Here is a 22,272-nt window from a genome sequence, read left to right as displayed (position 1 = left end):
GGTCTGTACCTACGGTCTCCGCTCAACGCCTAGTTCATGTGGGCGCTCTGTGTTCACATACGAGAACGGAGTGTCGCTGTGCGTAGATCTGCGCTTCCCGTGACCGTCACCGCCCTCCTCCTGGGCGCCCTCGCCGCACCCGCCGCCCCCCGCGCCGAGGCCGCCCCCGTCACCCCCCGCGCCGAGGCCGCCCCCGCGGCCTTCGCCCACCCGGGCGTCACCGTCTCCCGGGCCCAGCTCGATCTCGCCCGCCGGCAGGTCAATGCCGGCGCCCAGCCGTGGAAGGGCGCGTACGACCGGATGCTCGCGAGCAAGTACGCCGACCTGAACCGCGTCCCCAAGCCCCGCGCGATCGTCGAATGCGGCTCGTACTCCAATCCGAACAACGGCTGTACGGACGAGCGTGAGGACGCGATCGCCGCCTACACCCAGGCCCTCGCCTGGTACGTCACGCGCGACGAGCGCCACGCCAGGAAGGCGATCGAGCTGATGGACGCCTGGTCCGCGGTGATCCAGGACCACACCAACAGCAACGCGCCCCTCCAGACCGGCTGGGCGGGCTCCTCCTGGCCCAGGGCGGCCGAGATCATCAAGTACACGTACTCCGGCACCTGGGCCAACTCCGGGCGCTTCGCGGGCATGCTGCGCGACGTCTACCTCCCCGACGTCATCAACGGCTCCCACTCCAACGGCAACTGGGAACTGTCGATGATGGAGGCCGCCGTCGGCATCTCCGTCTTCCTGGAGGACAAGACGTCGTACGACAAGGCGATGGCCAGGTTCCGCACCCGTACCGCCGCCTACGTCTACCTCGCCTCCGACGGTGCCCTGCCGAGGACCGTGCCGAGTCAGAACCTCGACACCCGGGAGAAGATCGTCGCCTACTGGCAGGGTCAGTCCACCTTCGTCGACGGCCTCAGCCAGGAGACCTGCCGCGACTTCACCCACACCGGGTACGGCATCTCGGCCATCTCGCACATCGCCGAGACCAGCCGGATCCAGGGCCAGGACCTGTACGGCACCGATGTCGGCGAGCGGCTGCGGCACGCCCTCGGACTGCACGCCAAGTACCAGCTCGGCACGGCCGTACCGAGCTGGCTGTGCGGCGGCTCCCTGAAGCTGGGCCTCGGCCCGGTCACCGAGGTCGGCTACAACGCGCTGCACAACCGGCTCGGCATCGCGATGACGAACACGCAGACGCTGACCTCGCAGAACCGTCCGGCGGGCAGCAACAACCTCTTCGTGGCCTGGGAGACGCTGACGCACGGGGACAGCACGGTGTGAGAGGAGATCCCGCACGGCGTCGGAGCCGGCCTCGGCCCGACGTGCGAGATCGGGACCGTCCGGCGTGAACCGATCCGGGGGTCTCATCCGATGTAGGGATGAGGGGGACGGCGAAGGAGCGAGGGGGAGGGCGTATGGCCAGGTCGACCTGCGGGGTGTCCACCGCGTCAGGGATGCGTCAAAGGACGACCGTCCCCTCCTCCTCGCCCCTTTTGTCCGCAGCCTCGACCGTAAGGTCGACGCTGCGGAGGCAGGAGTCACCGGAAGAGAATGGGGCCATGGCACGCGGCAAGCTGCGGATCTACCTCGGCGCGGCGCCGGGCGTGGGCACGACGTACGCGATGCTCTCCGAGGCCCACCGCCGTGTGGAGCGGGGCACGGACTGCGTGGTGGCGTTCGTCGAACATCACGACCGGCCGCGCACGGAGGCGATGCTGGACGGCCTGGAGCAGGTCACCCGTCGGCGGCTGGAGCACCAGGGCGGGGCCCGCACCGAGATGGACGTGGACGCGGTGCTCGCCCGCGGCCCCCAGGTGGCGTTGGTGGACGAGCTGGCCCACACCAACGCGCAGGGCTCTCGTCACACCAAGCGCTGGCAGGACGTGGAGGAACTCCTCTCCGCCGGCATCGACGTGATCTCCACGGTGAACATCGCGCACCTGGAATCCCTCGGCGACATCGCCGAGGCGATCACGGGGGTCCGGCAGCGGGAGACGGTCCCGGACGAGTTCGTACGCCGTGCCGACCGGATCGAGCTGGTCGGCATGGAGCCGCAGGCGCTTCCCCGTCGCACGGCGCACGGCAACATCCACGCACCGGACCAGGTCGACGCGGCCCTGTCGAACCACTTCCGGCCGGGCGACCTCACCGGCCTGCGGGAGCTGGCCCTGCTGTGGGTGGCCGGCCGGGCCGACGAGTACCTGAATCAGTACCGCGGCGAACACCGGGAGCCCGCGCTCCGGGGTTCGCGGGAGAGGATCGTGGTCGGGCTGACCGGCGGCCCGGAGGGGCGGACGCTGCTGCGACGGGCGGCCCGGCTGGCCGAGAAGGGCGCCGGTGGAGCGGTGCTGGCCGTCCACATCGCCGGCAGCGACGGCCCGACCTCGGCCTCGCCCGAGGAACTGGCGGTGCAGCGCACCCTCGTGGAGGATCTCGGCGGCACCTTCCACCACGTCGTCGGCGACGACATCCCGACCGCGCTCCTCGACTTCGCCCGGGGCGCCGACGCCACCCGGATCGTCCTCGGCTCCTCGCGCCGCAAGGCCTGGCAGCACATGCTCGGTCCCGGCGTCGGTGCCACGGTGGCGCGCGAGTCCGGAACCGACCTCGACGTGCACATCGTCACCCACGAGGAGGCGGCCAAGGGGCGGCGGCTGCCGGTCCCCCGGGGCGCCCGGCTCGGGCGGGCCCGGATCATCTCTGGCTGGGCGGTCGGGCTGGCCGGCCCCCCGCTGATGACGGCGCTGCTCAGCGCGGTCCATCTCGGCCTCGCCAACGACATGCTGCTGTTCCTGGCGCTGACGGTGGCGGCGGCGCTGCTCGGCGGCCTGTTCCCGGCACTGGCCTCGGCGGCCCTGGGCTGCCTGCTGCTGAACTACTTCCACACGCCGCCCCTGCACCACTGGACCATCGCCGACCCGAAGAACATCGTCGCCATAGTGATCTTCGTAGGGGTCGCGGTGTCCGTGGCGTCGGTGGTCGACCTGGCCGCCCGGCGCACCGAGCAGGCGGCGCGGCTGCGGGCGGAGTCGGAGATCCTCTCCTACCTGGCGGGCAACGTACTGCGCGGCGAGACCAGCCTGGAAGCCCTGCTGGAGCGGGTCCGGGAGACCTTCGGCATGGAGTCGGCGGCCCTGCTGGAGCGCGGCGAGGGGACGACGCCCTGGACCTGTGCGGGGCGGGCCGGCGTGGGACGGCCCGTGCGGAGGCCGGAGGACGCCGATGTGGACGTGCCTGTCGGGGACCGACTGGCGCTCGCGCTCACCGGACGGGCGCTGCCCGCGGAGGACCGGCGGGTGCTGGGCGCCTTCGCCGCGCAGGCGGCCGTCGTGCTGGACCGGCGGCGCCTCCAGGAGGAGGCCGACCGGGCCCGCACGCTCGCCGAGGGCAACCGGATCCGCACGGCACTGCTGGCTGCCGTCAGCCATGATCTGCGCACTCCGCTGGCCGGGATCAAGGCGGCGGTGTCCGGACTCAGATCCGACGACGTGGCCTGGTCCGAGGAGGACCGGGCGGAACTGCTCGAAGGCATCGAAGTCGGCGCCGACCGGCTCGACCACGTGGTGGGGAACCTCCTGGACATGTCCCGTCTCCGGACCGGCACGGTCACGCCGATCATCAGGGAGACCGACCTGGACGAGGTGGTGCCGATGGCGCTCGGCGGCGTCCCGGAGGACAGCGTGGCACTGGACGTCCCGGAGACGCTGCCGATGGTCGCCGTGGACGCCGGGCTGCTGGAGCGGGCGGTCGCCAACCTGGTGGAGAACGCGGTGAAGTACAGCCCGGACGGCACCTCCGTGCTGGTCTCCGCCCGCGCGCTCGCCGGCCGGGTCGAGCTCCGGGTCGTGGACCGCGGGCCGGGCGTCCCGGACGACGCCAAGGAGCGGATCTTCGAGGCCTTCCAGCGATACGGTGACGCTCCGCGGGGGACCGGCGTGGGCCTCGGCCTCGCGGTCGCGCGTGGCTTCACCGAGGCGATGGGCGGGACGCTCGTGGCGGAGGACACACCGGGCGGGGGACTCACCATGGTGCTCACCGTGCGCGCGGCCGAGGACCGGGACACGGCCCGGCCGGGGCGGCCCACGGGCCTCGACTCCGCCGCCGTCGGCGACCCACCCCCGGAACAGCCCGCAGGATCCGAGAGGCAGGCTTCATGAGCTGGACCGGGGGGAGCCCCCAGAGCCCCACGAGGGTCCTCGTGGTCGATGACGAACCCCAGATCGTGCGCGCCCTCGTCATCAACCTCAAGGCCCGCGAGTACGAGGTCGACGCCGCCCACGACGGGACCACCGCCCTCCGGCTCGCCGCCACCCGTCCCCCCGACGTGATCGTCCTCGATCTGGGGCTGCCCGACATGGAGGGCGTCGAGGTGATCAGAGGGCTGCGCGGCTGGACCCGGGTGCCGATCGTGGTGCTGTCCGCCCGGCATTCCTCGGACGAGAAGGTGGAGGCGCTCGACGCGGGCGCCGACGACTACGTCACCAAGCCCTTCGGCATGGACGAGCTGCTGGCCCGGCTGCGGGCCGCCGTCCGCCGGGCCGAACCCGCGGGCGGGACAGAGGATGGGGACCTGGTCGAGACGGACGGGTTCACGGTCGACCTGGGCGCCAAGAAGGTCGACCGGGACGGCAAGGACGTACGGCTCACGCCCACGGAGTGGCATCTGCTGGAGGTGCTGGTGCGCAACACCGGCCGCCTGGTCGGCCAGAAGCAGCTGCTCCAGGAGGTGTGGGGGCCGTCGTACGGGACGGAGACGAACTACCTGCGGGTCTACATGGCACAGCTGCGCAGAAAGCTGGAGGCCGATCCGTCGCACCCCCGGCACTTCATCACGGAGCCGGGGATGGGGTACCGCTTCGAGAAGTGAGCCAGAGCGGGCCGGAGGCGGGGGAGGGCGGGCGTCACCACGGGGGTACGGGCGCGGGCGTGCCTCCCGGTACCCTTCAGACATGAGTGCTGTTCCTCGTTCCGAGAAGCCGGTGGGCCGGTTCCGGCGCATGCTCGATCGGCTCTCCTCCTCCCAGGAGGACCTGGAGTCCGAGGAGCTGCGGGAGGATGCCGAGACCGCCGGCTGCACGCGGATCGGAGACTGCCAGGACCGCCAGATCGTCACGGTTACTGGTACCTTGCGCACGGTCACCCTGCGGCCGCGGGCCGGAGTCCCGGCGTTGGAGGCCGAGCTGTTCGACGGCTCCGCCGCGCTGGACGTGGTCTGGCTGGGCAGACGCTCCATCGTGGGCATAGAGCCGGGGCGCAAGCTCATAGCATCGGGCCGGATCTCGCTGAGCCGGGGCCGCCGGGTGCTGTTCAACCCCAAGTACGAACTGAGACCCCTTGGTAGGGAGTAGCCGGTGACGTCGCTCGACAAGCCGACCGAAGACACTCAGCAGGACGACGCCCGGGCGGTGACGGAAGCCGCGCTGTTCGAGGCGTTCGGCGGGGTGCGGGGCATGGTCGAGACGGTGGTGCCCGGCCTGCTGTTCGTCACGATCTACACGATCAACAAGGACCTGCACATGTCGGCGATCGCCGCGCTGGCGGTGTCGTTGGTCCTGGTCGTGGTCCGCCTGGCCATGAAGGACACCGTGAAGCACGCCTTCAGCGGTGTCTTCGGGGTCGCCTTCGGTGTCGTGTTCGCGACGATGACGGGCAACGCGAAGGACTTCTACCTGCCCGGCATGCTCTACACCCTCGGGCTGTCGCTGGCGTACATCATCACGACCCTGTGCGGGGTGCCGCTGCTCGGGTTGATCCTCGGCCCGGTGTTCAAGGAGAACCTCTCCTGGCGGACCCGGAACCCCGGCCGCAAGAAGGCCTACGCGAAGGCCAGCTATGCCTGGGGGCTGATCCTCCTCGCCAAGTGCGCGATCCTCTTCCCGCTGTACTGGTGGGCCGACACCACCCAGCTGGGGTGGGTGCTGATCGCGTTGAAGATCCCGCCGTTCCTGCTGGCCGTGTGGCTGACGTGGGTGTTCCTGGCGAAGGCGCCCGCGCCGATCGACGTCTTCGCCGAGATGGAGGCCGAGGAGAAGGCGGCGGAGCAGAAGGAGAAGGCGGCGGAGTCGAAGGCCGCCGCGGAGTCCGCGGACGCCGGGCCGCGACACCGGCGGGACGGGTAATCCCGGCAGCGGCGACGCGGGTACTCCCGGCACGGGCAGGACGGGTAGTCCCGGCAGAGCGCGGCGCCGAAGCGGGTACTCCCGGCGCGGGCGGGACGGGTGGGGGCGGCGGGGTGTGTTTCCCCCGCCGCCCCCACCCGTCCGAGACCTGGAGGCTGCGCCCCGGACCCGCTTTCGTCCTGAGAGGCCTCGCCTGCCGGCCTCGCTCTCCGCCTCGGGGCCTGCCCTCGTCCCCGGTCTCGTGCGCGTCCCCCGGCCTCGTCCGCGGGCATCGGCCTCGTCCGCCGTCCCCTGGCCTCATCCCGGCCCATCCCCATCCCCGGCCGCATCCCCGTCCTCGAACGCAGGACGGGTCCCGTGGATGTCGTCGGACCGGGCGGGGAGTCAGTCCTCGCGGCGTACCGAGAGCAGGTCCTCCAGTTGTTCCTCCCGGGCCTGGGCGGCCACGAACAGGAGTTCGTCGCCCGCTTCCAGGGAGTCCTCGCGGGACGGGGTGAGGACTCGGGTGCCGCGGATGATGGTGACCAGGGAGGTGTCCTCCGGCCACTCCACGTCGCCGACCTGGGTGCCGGCCAGGGCCGACTCCTCGGGGAGGGTCAGTTCGACGAGGTTGGCGTCGCCGTGGCTGAAGCGGAGGAGGCGGACCAGGTCGCCGACGCTCACCGCCTCCTCCACCAGAGCCGACATCAGACGCGGGGTGGACACGGCGACGTCCACGCCCCAGGACTCGTTGAACAGCCACTCGTTCTTCGGGTTGTTCACGCGGGCGACGACGCGCGGGACGCCGTACTCCGTCTTCGCGAGCAGGGACACCACCAGGTTGACCTTGTCGTCGCCCGTGGCGGCGATCACGACGTTGCAGCGCTGGAGCGCCGCCTCGTCGAGGGAGGTGATCTCGCAGGCGTCGGCCAGCAGCCACTCCGCCTGCGGGACACGCTCGACCGAGATGGCGGTCGGCGCCTTGTCGACCAGCAGCACCTCGTGACCGTTCTCCAGCAGCTCGCCCGCGATCGAGCGGCCGACCGCGCCGGCTCCGGCAATGGCGACCCTCATCAGTGACCGTCCTCCTTCGGGCCCTCGGCGAACGCGGCTTCGACCTTCTCCACGTCGTCGGTGCGCATCATCACGTGCACCAGGTCGCCCTCCTGCAGAACCGTCTGCGAGGTGGGCAGAATCGCTTCGCCGAGGCGGGTCAGGAAGGCGACACGCACACCGGTCTCCTCCTGGAGCTTGCTGATCTTGTGTCCGACCCAGGAGGCGGAGGCGTGTACCTCGGCCAGCTGGACGCCACCGGTGGGATCCCGCCACAGCGGCTCGGAGCCCGAGGGAAGCAGCCGGCGCAGCATCTGGTCGGCCGTCCAGCGGACCGTGGCCACCGTCGGGATGCCCAGGCGCTGGTAGACCTCGGCGCGGCGGGGGTCGTAGATGCGGGCGGCGACGTTCTCGATGCCGAACATCTCGCGGGCCACGCGGGCGGCGATGATGTTGGAGTTGTCGCCGCTGGAGACGGCGGCGAAGGCCCCGGCCTCCTCGATGCCGGCTTCGCGCAGGGTGTCCTGGTCGAAGCCGACCCCGGTGACCCGGCGGCCACCGAACGATGAGCCAAGACGTCGGAAGGCGGTGGGGTCCTGGTCGATCACGGCGACCGTGTGCCCCTGTTGCTCCAGGGCCTGGGCGAGAGCGGAACCCACTCTGCCGCAGCCCATGATGACGATGTGCACGACCGTCCTTCCGAGGTCAAATGTTGCTGACTTGGCTGTAACAGGGTCTCAGACCGCCGACCAAGCTACACACGCGCGGTCCGGCGAGGGCACCCCTGTGCACCGTTCACGACGTCAGCGACGGCTGATGCTCCACAGACTGAGGAGGGTGAGGATTCCGAGGCCGACAAGGGTGCCGGCGGCGCCGATCAGCTCCGCGGTCGTATGCATGGAACCTCCGAGAGGGCGGCAGCGGACGGGAATTGTCATATAGACATGGCGACCGGTGCGGCCACGGAATCCGCAGCCGAGCCGTGGCCGAATTCACCCGTGAGGCAGACGGCGGGCGCCCGTGACGGAACCGGGACACCATGTCACCCGGCTGACGCCGGGGGAGAGTGGGCGGTCCCCTGTTCGAAGGCCTACGATGCTCAGTTGTGTCCAAACTGACCGACGTGCCCAAACGGATTCTGATCGGGCGCGCACTGCGCAGTGATCGGCTCGGAGAAACGCTCCTGCCGAAGCGCATCGCCCTACCCGTCTTCGCTTCCGACCCGCTGTCCTCCGTGGCCTACGCGCCGGGGGAGGTGCTGCTGGTCCTGTCCATCGCGGGCGTGTCGGCATACCACTTCAGCCCGTGGATCGCGGTGGCGGTCGTCGTGCTGATGTTCACGGTGGTCGCCTCCTACCGGCAGAACGTCCACGCCTACCCGAGCGGCGGCGGCGACTACGAGGTGGCCAACACCAACCTCGGCGCCAAGGCCGGTCTCACCGTCGCGAGCGCCCTGCTCGTCGACTACGTCCTGACCGTCGCCGTGTCCATCGCCTCCGGCATCGAGAACCTCGGCTCCGCGATCCCCTTCGTCGTCGAGCACAAGGTGGCCTGCGCGGTCGCCGTCGTCATCCTGCTGACGCTGATGAACCTGCGCGGCGTCAAGGAGTCCGGCAAGCTCTTCGCCATCCCGACGTACGTGTTCGTCGCGGGCGTCTTCATCATGATCGCGTGGGGCGCGTTCCGGGGTCTGGTCCTGGACGACTCCATGCGGGCGCCCACCGCCGACTACACGATCAAGCCCGAGCACCAGGGCCTGGCCGGTTTCGCCCTGCTCTTCCTGATGCTGCGTGCCTTCTCCTCCGGATGCGCGGCGCTCACCGGCGTGGAGGCGATCTCCAACGGCGTGCCCGCCTTCCGCAAGCCCAAGTCGAAGAACGCGGCGACGACCCTCGCCGCGATGGGCCTGCTCGCCGTCACCATGTTCTGCGGCATCATCGTGCTGGCCCTGGTCACCGACGTGCGCATGGCCGAGAACCCGGCCGTGGACCTGCTGCACAACGGCGCCGCGGTCGGCTCCGGCTACGTCCAGAACCCGGTCATCACCCAGGTCGCCGAGGCCGTCTTCGGCAAGGGCAGCTTCCTCTTCCTCGTGCTCGCCGCGGCGACCGCGCTGGTGCTGTTCCTCGCCGCCAACACCGCCTACAACGGCTTCCCGGTGCTCGGATCGATCCTCGCCCAGGACCGCTACCTCCCCCGCCAGCTGCACACCCGCGGCGACCGCCTCGCGTTCTCCAACGGCATCGTGCTCCTCGCGGGCGCGGCGACCCTGCTGATCGTTCTGTACGGCGCCGACTCCACGCGGCTGATCCAGCTGTACATCGTCGGCGTGTTCGTGTCCTTCACGCTCAGCCAGACCGGCATGGTCCGGCACTGGAACCGCCACCTGGCGACCGAGACCGACCCGGCCAAGCGCCGCCACATGGTCCGCTCGCGGGCGATCAACACCTTCGGCGCGTTCTTCACCGGCGTGGTCCTGGTGGTCGTCCTCATCACCAAGTTCACCCACGGCGCCTGGGTCGCCCTGCTCGGCATGGTGATCTTCTACGGCACGATGACCGCGATCCGCCGCCACTACGACCGCGTCTCCACGGAACTCGCCGCTCCGGAGGGACCCAGCGACGACAGCGTCCGCCCCTCCCGCGTCCACTCGGTACTGCTGATCTCCAAGATCCACCGGCCGACGCTGCGCGCCCTGGCCTACGCCAAGCTGATGCGCTCCGACACCCTGGAGGCGCTCACCGTCAACGTCGACCCGGCGGAGACCAAGGCACTGCGCGCGGAGTGGGAACGGCGCGGACTCGACGTACCGCTGAAGGTCCTCGACTCGCCCTACCGCGAGGTCACGCGGCCGGTCATCGAGTACGTCAAGAGCCTGCGCCGGGAGTCGCCGCGGGACGCCGTGTCGGTGATCATCCCCGAGTACGTGGTCGGTCACTGGTACGAGCAGCTGCTGCACAACCAGAGCGCGCTCCGGCTCAAGGGCCGGCTGCTGTTCACGCCCGGTGTGATGGTGACCTCGGTGCCGTACCAGCTCCAGTCGTCCGAGGTGGCCAAGAAGCGGGCCCGCAAGCGGCAGGAGTGGAACGCTCCGGGTTCCGTGCGGCGCGGTCCCGCCCACGAGGGGCGCCCGAAGGAGCCGTCGGGCAAGGGCTCCACCGGCGCCGCGGGTACGCCCGGCTCCGGTTCCCCGGGCCCGCAGGCCTGACCCGATCATGGTGAGCGGCCGGACGACAGCCACGTAGACTGGTGGGCTGTTGTCCGGCCGTACCTCGTTCGAGTAGTGGAGTCACCCCGCCATGCAGGCAGAACCGAAGAACTCGCAGGCGGACGCGCAGGCGCGGTCGCTCGTCGGCGAGGAGTACGAGGTCGAGGTCGGCCCCGTCGCGCACGGTGGGCACTGCATCGCCCGCACCGACGAGGGCCAGGTGCTGTTCGTCCGGCACACACTGCCCGGCGAGCGGGTCGTGGCCCGGGTGACCGACGGCGAGGAGGGCGCGCGGTTCCTGCGCGCGGACGCCGTGCGGGTGCTGGAGCCGTCCAAGGACCGCGTCGAGGCACCCTGCCCGTACGCCGGCCCCGGCCGCTGCGGCGGCTGCGACTGGCAGCACGCCAAGCCGGGCGCCCAGCGCCGGCTCAAGGGCGAGGTGATCACCGAGCAGCTCCAGCGGCTCGCGGGCCTCACGCCCGAGGAGGCCGGCTGGGACGGCACCGTGATGCCGGCCGAGGGCGACAAGCTTCCGGCGGGCCAGGTTCCGCAGTGGCGGACGCGCGTGCAGTACGCGGTCGACGCCGACGGCAACGCCGGACTGCGCCGCCACCGCTCGCACGAGGTCGAGCCCATCGAGCACTGCATGATCGCGGCACCGGGCGTCAGCGAACTGGGCATCGAGGACCGCGACTGGTCCGGGATGGCCTCCGTCGACGCCATCGCCGCGACCGGCTCCCAGGACCGCATGGTGATCCTCGAACCCCGCCCCGGTGCCCGCCTCCCCCTCGTCGAACTCGACAGGCCCGTCTCGGTCATGCGGGTCGAGGAGCACGACGGCGGCATCCACCGGGTCCACGGCCGCGCGTTCGTGCGCGAGCGCGCCGACGGCCGGACCTACCGGGTCGGCAGCGGCGGCTTCTGGCAGGTCCACCCGCAGGCCGCCGACACCCTCGTCAAGGCGGTCATGCAGGGCCTGCTGCCGCGCAAGGGCGACATGGCGCTCGACCTGTACTGCGGCGTCGGCCTCTTCGCCGGCGCGCTCGCCGACCGCCTCGGCGACAAGGGCGCGGTGCTCGGCATCGAGTCCGGCAAGCGCGCCGTCGAGGACGCCCGGCACAACCTCGCCGACTTCGACCGTGTGCGGATCGAGCAGGGCAAGGTCGAGAGCGTCCTCCCGCGCACGGGGATCAGCGAGGTCGACCTCATCGTTCTCGACCCGCCGCGAGCGGGGGCGGGCAAGAAGACGGTCGAGCACCTGTCGTCGCTGAAGGCGCGGAAGATCGCGTACGTGGCCTGCGACCCCGCCGCGCTCGCGCGGGACCTGGGGTACTTCCGGGACGGGGGATACCGGGTGCGGACCCTGCGGGCGTTCGATCTGTTCCCGATGACGCATCACGTGGAGTGCGTGGCGATTCTGGAGCCTGCTGCGAAGGGGCTTTGACCTGCGGGTTCGCTGGTCAGCAGGCTTGTCTTGGACGCACTCCCTGAGTCCGGCGTCGTCGAGATCGCCGGGTTCCGCGAGTTCAGGGTCGACCGGGTAGTCCTCGAGGATCATGAACACTTGGTCGAAGAGATCCTCGAGCGCTCCCAGGACTTCCCGGGGCGACGTCGCCCGGGTGGGACCAGGCTCTGGCCGGGGGGTGAGAGGTGGCCACGGCCGTGAGTGAGGGTGACGTTTCCGGAGAGCGCGCGCATGACGGCCGAAGCGTGCGCGTGCTGTGTCGGTGCCCGTTGACGGCCGCGGCCATGAAAGCGGCGGTCTCCGCGATCAGTGCGCAGCCTTCTTCCGGATGAAGCACGGCTCCTTGCGCATCGGATGTGCGCAGCAGGAGCGCTGGGCGGATACCCGTGCCATCCGCGTTGGCGGGAAGCCGGGACGTGGCACCGGGCTTGCCGGCGAGGCTCGTGGTGAGGATGTGGGAGGCCCCGCGGCACGGCAGCCGTCCGTGATCCGGTGAGCCAGCGCCGCGTCGATGTGCGCGCCCACAGGCACCGGGGCCACCGACTTCCCAAGCAGCCAGGACGAGGTGAAAGTGCCGTCCGTATCGAGCACGATCCTCAGGTCCGATGACTTTCCGTGTTCTGGACCGGTCACCCACAGAAACCCTTTGTCGATGATTCCCTGGGACTGTTTGTCGCCGAGTTTCAGGCCGACCAGAATCTACGACCGGGAAATGAGGGCTCGTGACGCTCATCGGACCTCAGAACTCGTGCACTACTACCCAGTAGTCGGATTCTTCGACCGAGGTGGCACACAGGTGGCGGCCGTTAACCGAAACGGCAATGAACTCGGGTGCACCCGTCGCCGCGCAGATGCGGGACGGGAGGTTCTTGCCGACCGGGTCTTTTACCCGCACCCAGCCGATCTGGCTCCCGCCAGGTACGGGCGGGAGGATCAAGAACTCTCCGTCCTCGCCGTAGAGCGAAACCTGTGCAGCATGGCGATGCCACGCCTCGTCCAGTTCGTCGGCGGCGTGGGGGGAGGAGGCGGGGGTTGCGGTGACCGGCTCCACCTCGAATCCGCTGACCGCATAGATGGCGGCGTTCACAGGTGGGCCGTCAGATGCCGCCTTCCCCGTCACCTCAAGCCCACAGCGCCCAAGGACGTCCAGCCACTCCGGTTCCTGCCGGTCGTTCATGATCTCTGACCCTCCGTCGGCCCTCACGGCATTCAGCCGCCTTCGTAGAACAGGTGTTGATCGCCACCCGGTTTGTTTATCTTGGTATATCTCTCCATGGACTCCGGATATCCAAAATTCCCGTCGGGCCGCTGCACCCTGGCGTTGTCCGAGCCGAAGCTTTGACCTGCGGGTTCTGCGGGACGGTCCAGCGTGACCGGTACGCTCGACAAGGGGGGAAGCCCGCTCGACAAGCGGGGGAAGCCGGTGCGGGCGTGTCCGGGGTCGGCCTCGGACGCCGCGGTGCCGGAGCGACGCCGGGCCCGCTGGTGCAAGCAGTCCACGAGGCAGAGACCGCCGATCCACGGATGAACCGTCCTCTCCCGCCCCTGCGCGGGCGCCCCTACGGTCGAGGCTGCGGGTGCTCACCGGCCCGCCGTACCGAAGGAGCGGGACCCCCATGAAGATGACCGGCAACACGATCCTGATCACCGGCGGAACCTCGGGCATCGGCCTCGGTCTGGCCCTGCGCCTGCATGAGGCCGGCAACAAGGTGATCGTCGCCGGCCGGCGCAAGGAACTCCTCGACGAGATCACGGCCGAGCATCCGGGCATCGACGGGCTCGTCCTCGACGTCGCGGACCCGGACTCGATCGCCCGGGCCCGTGAGACCGTGGCGGCGAGCCACCCGGGGCTGAACGTCCTGGTCAACAACGCGGGCATCATGCTGCGGGAGAACCTCCTCGACCCGGCCGGACTCAAGGTCGCCGAGGATCACGTCAGGATCAACCTGCTCGGCACGATCCGGATGACGTACGCCTTCCTGCCCCTGCTCGCGGGCAAGGACGGCGCGGTCGTCATGAACGTCACCTCCGCGCTGGCGTTCGTGCCGTACGCGAGCACCCCGACCTACAGCGCGACGAAGGCCGCTCTGCACTCCTTCTCCGAGAGCCTGCGCATCCAGCTCGCCGGCACTGACGCCGGCGTCCAGGTGATCGAGGTGGTCCCGCCGGGCGTGCGCACGACCCTCCTGGGCCAGCAGGACAACGACCACGCCATGCCGTTGGACGACTTCCTCACCCAGACCCTCGACCTGCTGCGCGAGAAGCCCGACGCGCAGGAGCTTGTCGTCGAGGGCGCCAGGTTCATCCGCGACGCGCAGGCCAACGGCTCCTACGACAACGTCCTCGCCATGATCGGCAGCAGCTGACCGACCTGTGGTGATCGACGCGGAACGGCAGCACGCGGGCAGGTTCTGCGGGGCCACATCATGGACGAACGCCTCCTGAACGCCGGCGGGCACGCGCGCGTCCGGCGACACGGCCGCGCACCGTCGTGCCGGCCGGGGCCGGGACCGGGACCGGCGACGAGGCCCGGGGCCGCTCCCGGAGCGTCGGGCGGCGTCGCCTGGGGACCGTCGTCGCGAGCCGTCTTCCATACCGGCGCGGCCTGCGGCGCACCGCCGACGGTCAGTGAGTTTCCAGCGGGCGTTTCCAGCGGGGGGTCGAGGGATCACCGGTCGTCCCGCCGCGAGCGCTCTCGGCGTCGGCCTCATGAGTGGCTTCGCGCGGGCGGGAGAGGAGCGGTCATCCATGGATCGGCGGTCTCTGGCTAGCCGGCCGGGATACGGCGACGATGGGGCCATGGACAAGAAGGAACTGGCGGATTTCCTGCGCCACCGGCGTGAGGCGCTGCGGCCCCGTGATGTCGGGCTGGCCGAGGGGCCACGCAGGCGCACCCAGGGGCTGCGCCGCGAGGAGGTCGCCCAGCTCGCCGGCATGTCCACCGACTACTACGCCCGGCTGGAACAGCAGCGCGCTCCGCAGCCTTCCGTCCAGATCGCCACGGCTCTCGCCCGGGCACTGCGGTTGTCCCTGGACGAGCGTGACCATCTCTTCGTCCTCATCGGCCACAACGCCCCGGCCCGCTTCCACCGCTCCGAACACGTCAGCCCGCCCCTGATGCGGGTCCTGGACCGCCTGGACGACTCCCCGGCCCTGGTGCAGACCGACCTGCTCGACACCCTCGCGATGAACCCCCTGGCCGTCGCGCTGCTCGGCGACCAGACCCGTCACACCGGTCTGGCCCGCAGTGGCTACTACCGCTGGTTCATGGACCCGGCCGAACGCCTGATGGTTCCCGAGGAGGCCCGCGAACGCCACGGCCGAGCACAGGCAGCCCGCCTGCGGGCCGCGCTGACAGCCGGCAGCGACACGCCCCGAGCCGCCCGGATCCTCGCCGAACTCCAGGAACACAGCCCCGAGTTCGTCCGCATGTGGGAACTTCAGGAGGTCGCGCAGAGCTACGACGACTGCAAGACCATCCTCCATCCCGAACTCGGCCGCATCGACGTCGACGCCCAGCTCCTGTTCACCGAGAACCGCGCCCAGACCCTGGTGGTGCTGACCACTCGCCCCGGCACGGAGAGCCACAGCAAACTCGAACTGCTCTCCGTCATAGGGCACCAGCAGCTCACTCCCTGACGTCCTGGGCCGGGAGACGGGTCAGGGCTCGGTGCGGAAGGGGCGGGAAGGGGCCGTACGAACCGGGCACGGTCCAGGACGGCGGAAGTCGTGGCACCGGCAGTGCGGCACCGCGCCCACCCGGCTCCGTACCGGCTCCGCACGGCTTTTGCCCAGCGACCTTCGGGCCAGCCAGGTCCGTCTGCCGAGCACTGTGCGTGCTCACCGCCCGCCGGATCCGTGAAGTGTCGGATGACCCGTACCGTCTCGCCCTCCAGATACCAGACCGGTATCATCAGGGTATGGCGATGACACTCCGGCTCCCCGACGACCTCGACGCGAAGCTCACCGAGCGTGCTCGTCGCGAGGGTCGCAGCAAGCAGGAACTCGCCATCGAGGCCATCCGCGACGCCCAGGACCGGGCCGAGCTGAAGGTCGATGACGTCCTGGGCGAACTGATGGACAGCGATGCGGAGATCCTGGACTACCTGAAGTGACCGAAGTGCGCTACCTCCAGATCGACGAGATCCTGGCCATCGCTCGCAAGGTCAACGGGACCGAGCACAGCGTGCGCGACATGGGTCTGCTGGTGTCAGCGATCGAACGGCCCCGGACGAACGTGTTCGGAGCCGAGCTGTATCCCACGCTGCACGAGAAGGCTGCGGCGCTGCTGCACTCCGTCGCCCGCAACCATGCGCTGATCGACGGCAACAAGCGCACCGCCTGGCTCGCCATGCGCGTGTTCCTGAGGTTCAACGGCGTCAGCGCCGGTATCGCCCCGCCGCCCGTCTCCCTTGCCGGCCCGTTCGTCGAGGGAGTCGCGCAGGACGCCATCGACGTACCGTTCGTCGCCAAGCGTCTGTCGGACTGGTTCCCGGTTTCCTGAGGACCTCCCGGCGCAGTGCGGGGTCGTCGGCATCGCCCCGAAACACTCCTCGGGAGGGAACCGGGGCGGTGCGCGCTGGAGGGCGTGGACCCTTGCCGAGCCGGAGAAGCGGCGCGGGGTACGGCGGTCTTTCGGTCGGCTGTCACCAGTTCCCGTAGTCCTGTACGTGGGTGGCGATCAGGCCGAGCAGGGCGTCGGCCCGCCGGCGGTCCTCGCGTTGTTCACGCAGGGCCTTGTCCGCGGCCTGGAGGCGGGCCAGGGCGGCCGGTTCGCCGTCGACCAGGTCGTCGACGACTGGCGTCGTGACCATGTCCAGGCATGCGCTGAGCAGGCGGCGGGTGGCCGGGACGGGGGGAGCCGGGTCGGGGGCGGTGAAGTGGGTGGTCAGGTAGCGCGCGGGATCGGTGAGGCTCCAGCCGACGACGGTGCCGTGCTGGACGAGGAGTGCCACGTCGGGGGCGATGCCGATGCGGGCCTCCACGGGCTCGTCGAGGACGTCGAGGTCGCGCAGGCAGATCAGCGCGGTGTCCCCGGGAGCGCGGCACAGCACCGTGCACGTCTCATGGCGGAAGTCCCGGACCTCGTCCGCGCGGAGCCCGCCCCGGTGTACGGCGGGCATGACGGGAAGGCGGGTGGAGGTCTCGTGGGCGGCGGACACGTACGGCAGCTGGAGTTCGGCCCCGGCCAGCTTCCGGCTGTCCGGGGCGAACCGGAAGACGTCGGGCGTGTCCCACAGCCAGTCCTGGCTGCCGAAGGTGTTCGCGAGGAACCGCTCACGTGCGCTCACGTTCGTGTACCGCGCGAGGCCCATGGAGTCGCCGGTGAAGCGGGGGGCGATGTGCAGCGGATCGTCCGTCACCGTCGCGCGCCAGCCGCCGTCGAAGGTCAGTCGTGTGGTCATCGCCGGCGACACGCCTCCCAGGCCGTGCGTACGGCGGTACGGAGTCCGGCATCGTCGAGATCGCCGGGTTCTGCGAGGTCGGGGTCGACCGCATAGTCCTCAAGGATCATGAACACCTGGTCGAAGAGATCGCCGAGCGCCCCCTGGATCCGTTCCCCGTTCGCCTGGGAAGCGCGCCGTGCCGTCCACCAGCCGTGCGCGAAGTCCGGTGCGGCGCACGTCCCTTGGGTGAACGCGCCCAGCAGCGCCAGTTGTTGTGCTGCCCTTGCGCGTCGGGGGTGCAGGAAGGGCGGGCGGATGCCCGTGCAGTCCGCGTCGGCGGGGAGCCGGGAGGTCGTGCCGGAGGTGTCGGCGAGGTTCGTGGCGAGGATGTGCGAGGCCCCGACGGCACGACAGCCGGCGGTGATTCGGCGGGCCGGCGCCGTGTCGATCCGCGCGCCCACGGGCATCGGGGCCACCGATTTCCCCCGCGGCCAGGACGACGTGAAGGTGCCGTCCGCATCGAGCACCGTCCTCAGCTCCGATGACCTTCCGTTTTCTCGATCGGTCATCACTACGCCAGCCCTTTGCGCCTTCTATCGGAACAGGAGACGGTCGTGTACCGAGAGGCGGGGCGTCACCTGAATCTCCGTGGTCCCCGTGCACTCGCCGGTGTGGAAATCGATGCGAATGTGCTTGGTCGACTGGCCTGAGGTGAAGGAAAGGCGCGTCGCGCTTTCGCGGAAGAGATCCATCATCTCGATTCCCTGCTCGTTCACCCAGCGAATCCTGACCGACCTGGCCAGCGCGTCGTAGGAAAAGGCTAGAGATTGTCCGGAATCATCGTGCAGAGTGAGGATCCGTGCGCCGCTCTCGTCCGCATACGGCCACTCGCCGACGGCCTCGTAGACCACTTCGTCGTCGGGGGTGATGAACTCTCGGTGCACGTCCGCCTCTCACTTCCCTGCACGACAGACTGCCACGGCCACGGCAGGCGTCGTGCCCCTTCATTCTTCCAGTAGATCACTGACGTATTCGCGGATCTGGGGAGGGAGGTCGTCGAGGTTGATCTCACGCAGTGGGGAAAGATCGTCGAGACGGACGTGGCCGGTGGCAGTGAGTTCGACGATGGCGTGCAACTCGGCCTCCATGGCCGAGTCCTCCACCTCTTCGGCGGCGGTCGCCGCCAGCAGTGTTGCCAAGGCCGATGCCTGGGCGGGTGTGTAGGCGCCTGGATGGTCGGTCACCTCGTCGGCTGCGCGCTCTCGTACCTTCGCGTCGCCTTCCAGAACCTTGCGTGCGATCTTGATGAATTCGTGGGACTTCAACTCGGAGGACCTGTCGTCATGGGGATGGAAGCGAAAGGCGGGCCGGCCATCGGTGAAGGTCAGTCGCATCGTCATGACCGGCTTGCCTGATCAGCCGGCGGATCGTGATCGGCGTACGCGAGGGTCAGGTGGTGCGCGGGCTCGGTGAGGCTCCAGCCGACGACGGTGCCGTACCGGACGAGGAGTGCCACGCCGGGGGCGATGCCGATGCGGGCGTCCAGCGGCTCGTCCGGTACGTCGGGACCGCTGCGGGGACGCGGTTCATGTGCTCCTCCGTGACGGGGGAGCGGAAGGAAGACGTCACTCGAGTTCCGTCGCGCGCCTCTTGAGGTCCTCGGCGAACGTGTCCCAGTCGGGTCCGAAGCACAGCAGGTCCGCGGCTGCTTCCCGGAGTAGCCGCGGGTCGTCGGGGCGTTGCAGGCAGGCCAGGCGGTAGGCGAGGTTCCGGGCCCAGGGTGGCAGGGCCGTCCAGTCCTCGGCGAGGACGTCCCGGAGCATGGCGAGGATCTCGTCGGCCGTCGCGAAGGTGAGCTTCTCGACGAACTCACGAGCCGCCTCGTTGACCTGCCGGCTGTCGGCGCTGTCGATCGCCTGGCTGAGGCTCCTGGCCGCGGGGGTCGGATCGGGCATGTCTCGCTTCTCCTGAGGGATTTCTTCCGGTTTCCTGCGGCGTTCCCGGCCGGCTGGGCAGTCGCGGCCGGCGGCGTCGTAGACGTGGTCGAGGGCGCGGCCGTCGACGAGTTCGGTCCTGAGCCGACCGCACCGGTCATAGCGGCGCACCAGTTCGCTGTCCGGGCCGGACGAGCCCCTGCGGGTCGGTGACCCGAGTGAGCCGAAGCCCGGCATCGTGCTCGAACTCGTACCGGGCGCCGTCGGGACGCCGACGGCCGGACCGCTCCCGAAGGAGCGGCCCGGCCGTTTCACGCGAGGTGCGCCAGGTGCGCGGTGCGTGCGGGGGTCAGACCAGGTCGAAGCGGTCCAGGTTGGAGACCTTGACCCAGGCGTCGACGAAGTCCTTGACGAACTTCTCCTTCGCGTCGTCGCTCGCGTAGACCTCCGCCAGCGCGCGCAGCTCGGAGTTCGAGCCGAAGACGAGGTCGGCGCGGGTGCCGGCCCACTTGACCTCGCCGGTGGCGGCGTCGCGGCCCTCGAAGGTGTTCTGGTCCTCGGAGGTCGACGTCCACGTCGTGCCCAGGTCGAGCAGGTTGACGAAGAAGTCGTTGGTCAGCGAGCCGGGCGTGGTGGTGAGGACGCCGAGCTGCGACTGCTGGTGGTTGGCGCCCAGGACGCGCAGGCCGCCGACGAGGACGGTCATCTCCGGCGCGCTCAGGGTCAGCAGGTTGGCCTTGTCGAGCAGCAGGTACTCGGCCGGCAGGCGGTTGCCCTTGCCCAGGTAGTTGCGGAAGCCGTCGGCGGTCGGCTCCAGCGCGGCGAAGGACTCCGCGTCGGTGTGCTCCTCGGTCGCGTCCACCCGGCCCGGCGTGAACGGCACCTCGACCTCGAAGCCGCCCTCCTTGGCGGCCCGCTCGACCGCGGCGGCACCGGCCAGCACGATCAGGTCGGCCAGCGAAACCTGCTTGCCGTCGGCGCGGCCCGAGTTGAAGGACTGCTGGACGCCTTCCAGGGTGCGCAGCACGAGCGCGAGCTGGTCGGGGTCGTTGGCCTCCCAGTCGCGCTGCGGCTCGAGGCGGATACGGCCGCCGTTGGCGCCGCCGCGCTTGTCGCTGCCGCGGTACGTCGAGGCCGACGCCCAGGCCACGGACACCAGCTGGGACACCGTCAGGTCGGAGGCGAGGACCTGCGCCTTGAGGGCGGCGATGTCGTCGGCGTCGATCAGCTGGTACGTCCGCTCCGGCAGCGGGTCCTGCCACAGCAGGGTCTCCTGCGGGACCTCGGGGCCGAGGTAGAGCGACTTGGGGCCCATGTCGCGGTGGGTCAGCTTGTACCAGGCGCGGGCGAAGGCGTCGGCGAACTGGTCCGGGTTCTCGTAGAACCGGCGGGAGATCTGCTCGTAGATCGGGTCGAAGCGCAGCGCCAGGTCGGTGGTGAGCATCGTCGGGAGGTGCTTCTTCGACGAGTCGTGCGCGTCCGGGATGATCGCCTCGGCGTTCTTCGCCACCCACTGCTTGGCGCCGGCCGGGGACTCGGTCAGCTCGTACTCGAACTCGAACAGGTTCTTGAAGAACCCGTTGCTCCACTGCGTCGGCGTGGCGGTCCAGGTGACCTCGAGGCCGGACGTGATGGTGTCGCCGCCCTTGCCGGTGCCGTAGGTGCTCTTCCAGCCGAGGCCCTGGTCCGCGAGGGAGGCGGCCTCGGGGTCGTCGCCGACGTGGTCGGCCGGGCCGGCGCCGTGGGTCTTGCCGAAGGTGTGGCCGCCGGCGATGAGCGCGACGGTCTCCTCGTCGTTCATGGCCATCCGGCGGAACGTCTCACGGATGTCGCGGGCCGAGGCCAGCGGGTCCGGGTTGCCGTTCGGGCCCTCCGGGTTGACGTAGATGAGACCCATCTGGACGGCGCCGAGCGGGTTCTCCAGCTCGCGGTCGCCGGTGTAGCGCTGGTCGTCGAGCCAGGTGGTCTCGGGGCCCCAGTACACGTCCTCCTCGGGCTCCCAGACGTCCTCGCGGCCGCCGCCGAAGCCGAAGGTCTCGAAGCCCATCTGCTCCAGGGCCACGTTGCCGGTGAGGACCATCAGGTCGGCCCAGGACAGGCTCTGGCCGTACTTCTTCTTGACCGGCCACAGCAGGCGGCGGGCCTTGTCCAGGTTGGCGTTGTCCGGCCAGCTGTTGAGCGGGGCGAAGCGCTGCTGACCGGCGCCGGCGCCGCCGCGGCCGTCGCTGATGCGGTAGGTGCCGGCGCTGTGCCAGGCCATCCGGACCATCAGCGGGCCGTAGTGGCCGAAGTCGGCCGGCCACCAGTCCTGCGAGGTCGTCAGCACTTCGGCGATGTCCTGCTTCACGGCGGCGAGGTCGAGGTTCTTGAACGCCTCGGCGTAGTCGAACTCCTCACCCAGCGGGTTGGCCACGGCCGGGTTCTTCGCAAGGATCTTGACGTTCAGGCGCTCCGGCCACCACTGGCGGTTTCCGCCGCCCTGGGTCGGGTGGAGGGCCCGCCCGTGCGCGACCGGGCAGCCGCCGGCCTCTTCCGCCTTCGGTTCCGTGACGATCGCGTCATGGTTCTCGGTCATTGGGGGAATCCTTCCGAACTGCGTGGATCACGGGGCTGGGGTACTGCGTGGATCAGGTGGTCACAGGGGTTGCCCGGGTGGCCCGGGTTGCCGAAGTCACAGGTGGTCGGCGGGGGTGCCGGAGCAGGCGGGGCACAGGCCCCAGTAGATGACCTCGGCCTCGTCGACGGAGAAGCCGCGGTTGTCGGAGGCGGTCAGGCAGGGGGCGTGGCCGACCGCGCAGTCGACGTCGGCGACGGTGCCGCAGGAGCGGCACACGAGGTGGTGGTGGTTGTCCCCGACGCGGCCCTCGAACCGGGCGGGGCTGCCGGGCGGCTCGATACGGCGCAGCAGACCGGCCGCGGTCAGCGCGTGCAGCGCCTCGTACACGGCTTGCAGCGATATGTGGCCCACTCGGTCACGTACACCGGCGGCGATCGCCTCGACCCCGAGGTGGTCGCCGTCGCGGACGGTGTCGAGCAGCGCGACGCGGGCGGCCGTCACCCGCAGGCCGGCACCGCGCAGCTCCTCCGCCGTGGACGGACTCCCGGGTGCGGTCATGCCCCCAAC

General features: G+C 70.2%; 21 protein-coding genes. 11 read left to right on the top strand and 10 right to left on the bottom strand.

Annotated features, from left to right (window positions below; all coding sequences use genetic code 11):
• Positions 1–36: 36 nt before the first annotated feature.
• From ACFYO5_RS33635 to ACFYO5_RS33615, 5 genes are all read left to right on the top strand, one after another.
• Positions 37–1,284 carry an alginate lyase family protein gene (locus ACFYO5_RS33635; RefSeq protein ID WP_388716209.1) on the top strand — a complete coding sequence of 416 codons (1,248 nt, stop codon included), beginning with the start codon at positions 37–39 and terminating at the stop codon, positions 1,282–1,284.
• Between the two features lie 278 nt (positions 1,285–1,562).
• A complete protein-coding gene (locus tag ACFYO5_RS33630) occupies positions 1,563–4,160 on the top strand; it encodes an ATP-binding protein (protein ID WP_388716206.1) in 2,598 nt (865 codons plus the stop codon).
• Positions 4,157–4,870, top strand: a complete 714-nt coding sequence (locus ACFYO5_RS33625; RefSeq protein ID WP_388716203.1) for a response regulator — start codon at positions 4,157–4,159, stop codon at positions 4,868–4,870. Before ACFYO5_RS33630 ends, ACFYO5_RS33625 begins: the two co-directional genes overlap by 4 nt.
• An 82-nt stretch (positions 4,871–4,952) precedes the next feature.
• Entirely contained in the window at positions 4,953–5,351 is a 399-nt protein-coding gene (locus ACFYO5_RS33620) for an OB-fold nucleic acid binding domain-containing protein (protein ID WP_356566940.1), read from the top strand.
• A 3-nt stretch (positions 5,352–5,354) separates the two neighbouring features.
• A complete protein-coding gene (locus tag ACFYO5_RS33615) occupies positions 5,355–6,122 on the top strand; it encodes a DUF3159 domain-containing protein (RefSeq protein WP_388716199.1) in 768 nt (255 codons plus the stop codon).
• A 384-nt stretch (positions 6,123–6,506) separates the two neighbouring features.
• Here the strand turns inward: ACFYO5_RS33615 and ACFYO5_RS33610 are convergent, their stop codons facing one another.
• Together ACFYO5_RS33610 and ACFYO5_RS33605 are read right to left on the bottom strand one after the other, a co-directional pair.
• On the bottom strand, positions 6,507–7,175 hold the full coding sequence (locus tag ACFYO5_RS33610; protein WP_356566943.1) for a TrkA family potassium uptake protein: 669 nt from the start codon (positions 7,173–7,175) through the stop codon (positions 6,507–6,509).
• Complete coding sequence (locus tag ACFYO5_RS33605) at positions 7,175–7,843, bottom strand: TrkA family potassium uptake protein (RefSeq protein WP_356566945.1); 669 nt, start codon at positions 7,841–7,843, stop codon at positions 7,175–7,177. Before ACFYO5_RS33605 ends, ACFYO5_RS33610 begins: the two co-directional genes overlap by 1 nt.
• A 416-nt stretch (positions 7,844–8,259) precedes the next feature.
• Between ACFYO5_RS33605 and ACFYO5_RS33600 the strand changes: the two genes are divergently transcribed.
• Together ACFYO5_RS33600 and ACFYO5_RS33595 are read left to right on the top strand one after the other, a co-directional pair.
• Positions 8,260–10,362 carry an APC family permease gene (locus ACFYO5_RS33600; RefSeq protein WP_388716195.1) on the top strand — a complete coding sequence of 701 codons (2,103 nt, stop codon included), beginning with the start codon at positions 8,260–8,262 and terminating at the stop codon, positions 10,360–10,362.
• Between the two features lie 91 nt (positions 10,363–10,453).
• The gene (locus tag ACFYO5_RS33595; protein WP_388716192.1) at positions 10,454–11,806 is read left to right on the top strand and encodes a class I SAM-dependent RNA methyltransferase; all 1,353 of its coding nucleotides are present in this window, start codon (positions 10,454–10,456) and stop codon (positions 11,804–11,806) included.
• Positions 11,807–12,566: 760 nt separating this feature from the next.
• Here ACFYO5_RS33595 and ACFYO5_RS33590 read toward each other — a convergent pair.
• Complete coding sequence (locus ACFYO5_RS33590) at positions 12,567–13,004, bottom strand: hypothetical protein (RefSeq protein WP_388716189.1); 438 nt, start codon at positions 13,002–13,004, stop codon at positions 12,567–12,569.
• Positions 13,005–13,443: 439 nt separating this feature from the next.
• Here ACFYO5_RS33590 and ACFYO5_RS33585 point away from each other — a divergent pair, with 439 nt between their 5' ends.
• The 4 genes from ACFYO5_RS33585 (at position 13,444) to ACFYO5_RS33570 (ending at position 16,331) form a co-directional block, all read left to right on the top strand.
• The gene (locus ACFYO5_RS33585; RefSeq protein WP_388716187.1) at positions 13,444–14,193 is read left to right on the top strand and encodes an SDR family oxidoreductase; all 750 of its coding nucleotides are present in this window, start codon (positions 13,444–13,446) and stop codon (positions 14,191–14,193) included.
• A 433-nt stretch (positions 14,194–14,626) separates the two neighbouring features.
• The gene (locus ACFYO5_RS33580) at positions 14,627–15,466 is read left to right on the top strand and encodes a helix-turn-helix transcriptional regulator (protein ID WP_388716184.1); all 840 of its coding nucleotides are present in this window, start codon (positions 14,627–14,629) and stop codon (positions 15,464–15,466) included.
• A gap of 281 nt (positions 15,467–15,747) precedes the next feature.
• A complete protein-coding gene (locus tag ACFYO5_RS33575) occupies positions 15,748–15,942 on the top strand; it encodes a ribbon-helix-helix protein, CopG family (RefSeq protein WP_356566955.1) in 195 nt (64 codons plus the stop codon).
• Positions 15,939–16,331, top strand: coding sequence for a type II toxin-antitoxin system death-on-curing family toxin (locus ACFYO5_RS33570; protein ID WP_388716181.1), 393 nt, complete (start codon positions 15,939–15,941; stop codon positions 16,329–16,331). The genes ACFYO5_RS33575 and ACFYO5_RS33570 overlap by 4 nt, the downstream gene beginning before the upstream one ends.
• Before the next feature lie 142 nt (positions 16,332–16,473).
• On the opposite strand, the gene ACFYO5_RS33565 is transcribed toward ACFYO5_RS33570, so the two are convergent.
• The 7 genes from ACFYO5_RS33565 to ACFYO5_RS33535 form a co-directional block, all read right to left on the bottom strand.
• Positions 16,474–17,232, bottom strand: a complete 759-nt coding sequence (locus ACFYO5_RS33565; RefSeq protein WP_388716179.1) for a hypothetical protein — start codon at positions 17,230–17,232, stop codon at positions 16,474–16,476.
• Positions 17,229–17,690 carry a hypothetical protein gene (locus ACFYO5_RS33560; protein ID WP_388716176.1) on the bottom strand — a complete coding sequence of 154 codons (462 nt, stop codon included), beginning with the start codon at positions 17,688–17,690 and terminating at the stop codon, positions 17,229–17,231. The genes ACFYO5_RS33565 and ACFYO5_RS33560 overlap by 4 nt, the downstream gene beginning before the upstream one ends.
• 117 nt (positions 17,691–17,807) lie before the next feature.
• Positions 17,808–18,158, bottom strand: coding sequence for a hypothetical protein (locus ACFYO5_RS33555; RefSeq protein ID WP_388716173.1), 351 nt, complete (start codon positions 18,156–18,158; stop codon positions 17,808–17,810).
• Between the two features lie 60 nt (positions 18,159–18,218).
• Complete coding sequence (locus tag ACFYO5_RS33550; protein WP_388716170.1) at positions 18,219–18,614, bottom strand: hypothetical protein; 396 nt, start codon at positions 18,612–18,614, stop codon at positions 18,219–18,221.
• 225 nt (positions 18,615–18,839) lie between these two features.
• Positions 18,840–19,169 carry a hypothetical protein gene (locus tag ACFYO5_RS33545; protein WP_388716167.1) on the bottom strand — a complete coding sequence of 110 codons (330 nt, stop codon included), beginning with the start codon at positions 19,167–19,169 and terminating at the stop codon, positions 18,840–18,842.
• A 328-nt stretch (positions 19,170–19,497) separates the two neighbouring features.
• Positions 19,498–21,723 carry a catalase/peroxidase HPI gene (katG, locus tag ACFYO5_RS33540; protein WP_388716164.1) on the bottom strand — a complete coding sequence of 742 codons (2,226 nt, stop codon included), beginning with the start codon at positions 21,721–21,723 and terminating at the stop codon, positions 19,498–19,500.
• Between the two features lie 96 nt (positions 21,724–21,819).
• Positions 21,820–22,263 (bottom strand): Fur family transcriptional regulator, encoded by a 444-nt coding sequence (locus tag ACFYO5_RS33535; RefSeq protein WP_356566965.1) that lies wholly within the window; start codon positions 22,261–22,263, stop codon positions 21,820–21,822.
• Between the last annotated feature and the right edge of the window lie 9 nt (positions 22,264–22,272).

It is taken from the genome of Streptomyces sp. NPDC006259 (assembly GCF_042870975.1).
Classification (GTDB): Bacteria; Actinomycetota; Actinomycetes; order Streptomycetales; family Streptomycetaceae; genus Streptomyces.
The sequence above is the reverse complement of the archived record's forward strand: the minus strand, read 5'-3'. Positions and strand labels throughout refer to the sequence as shown.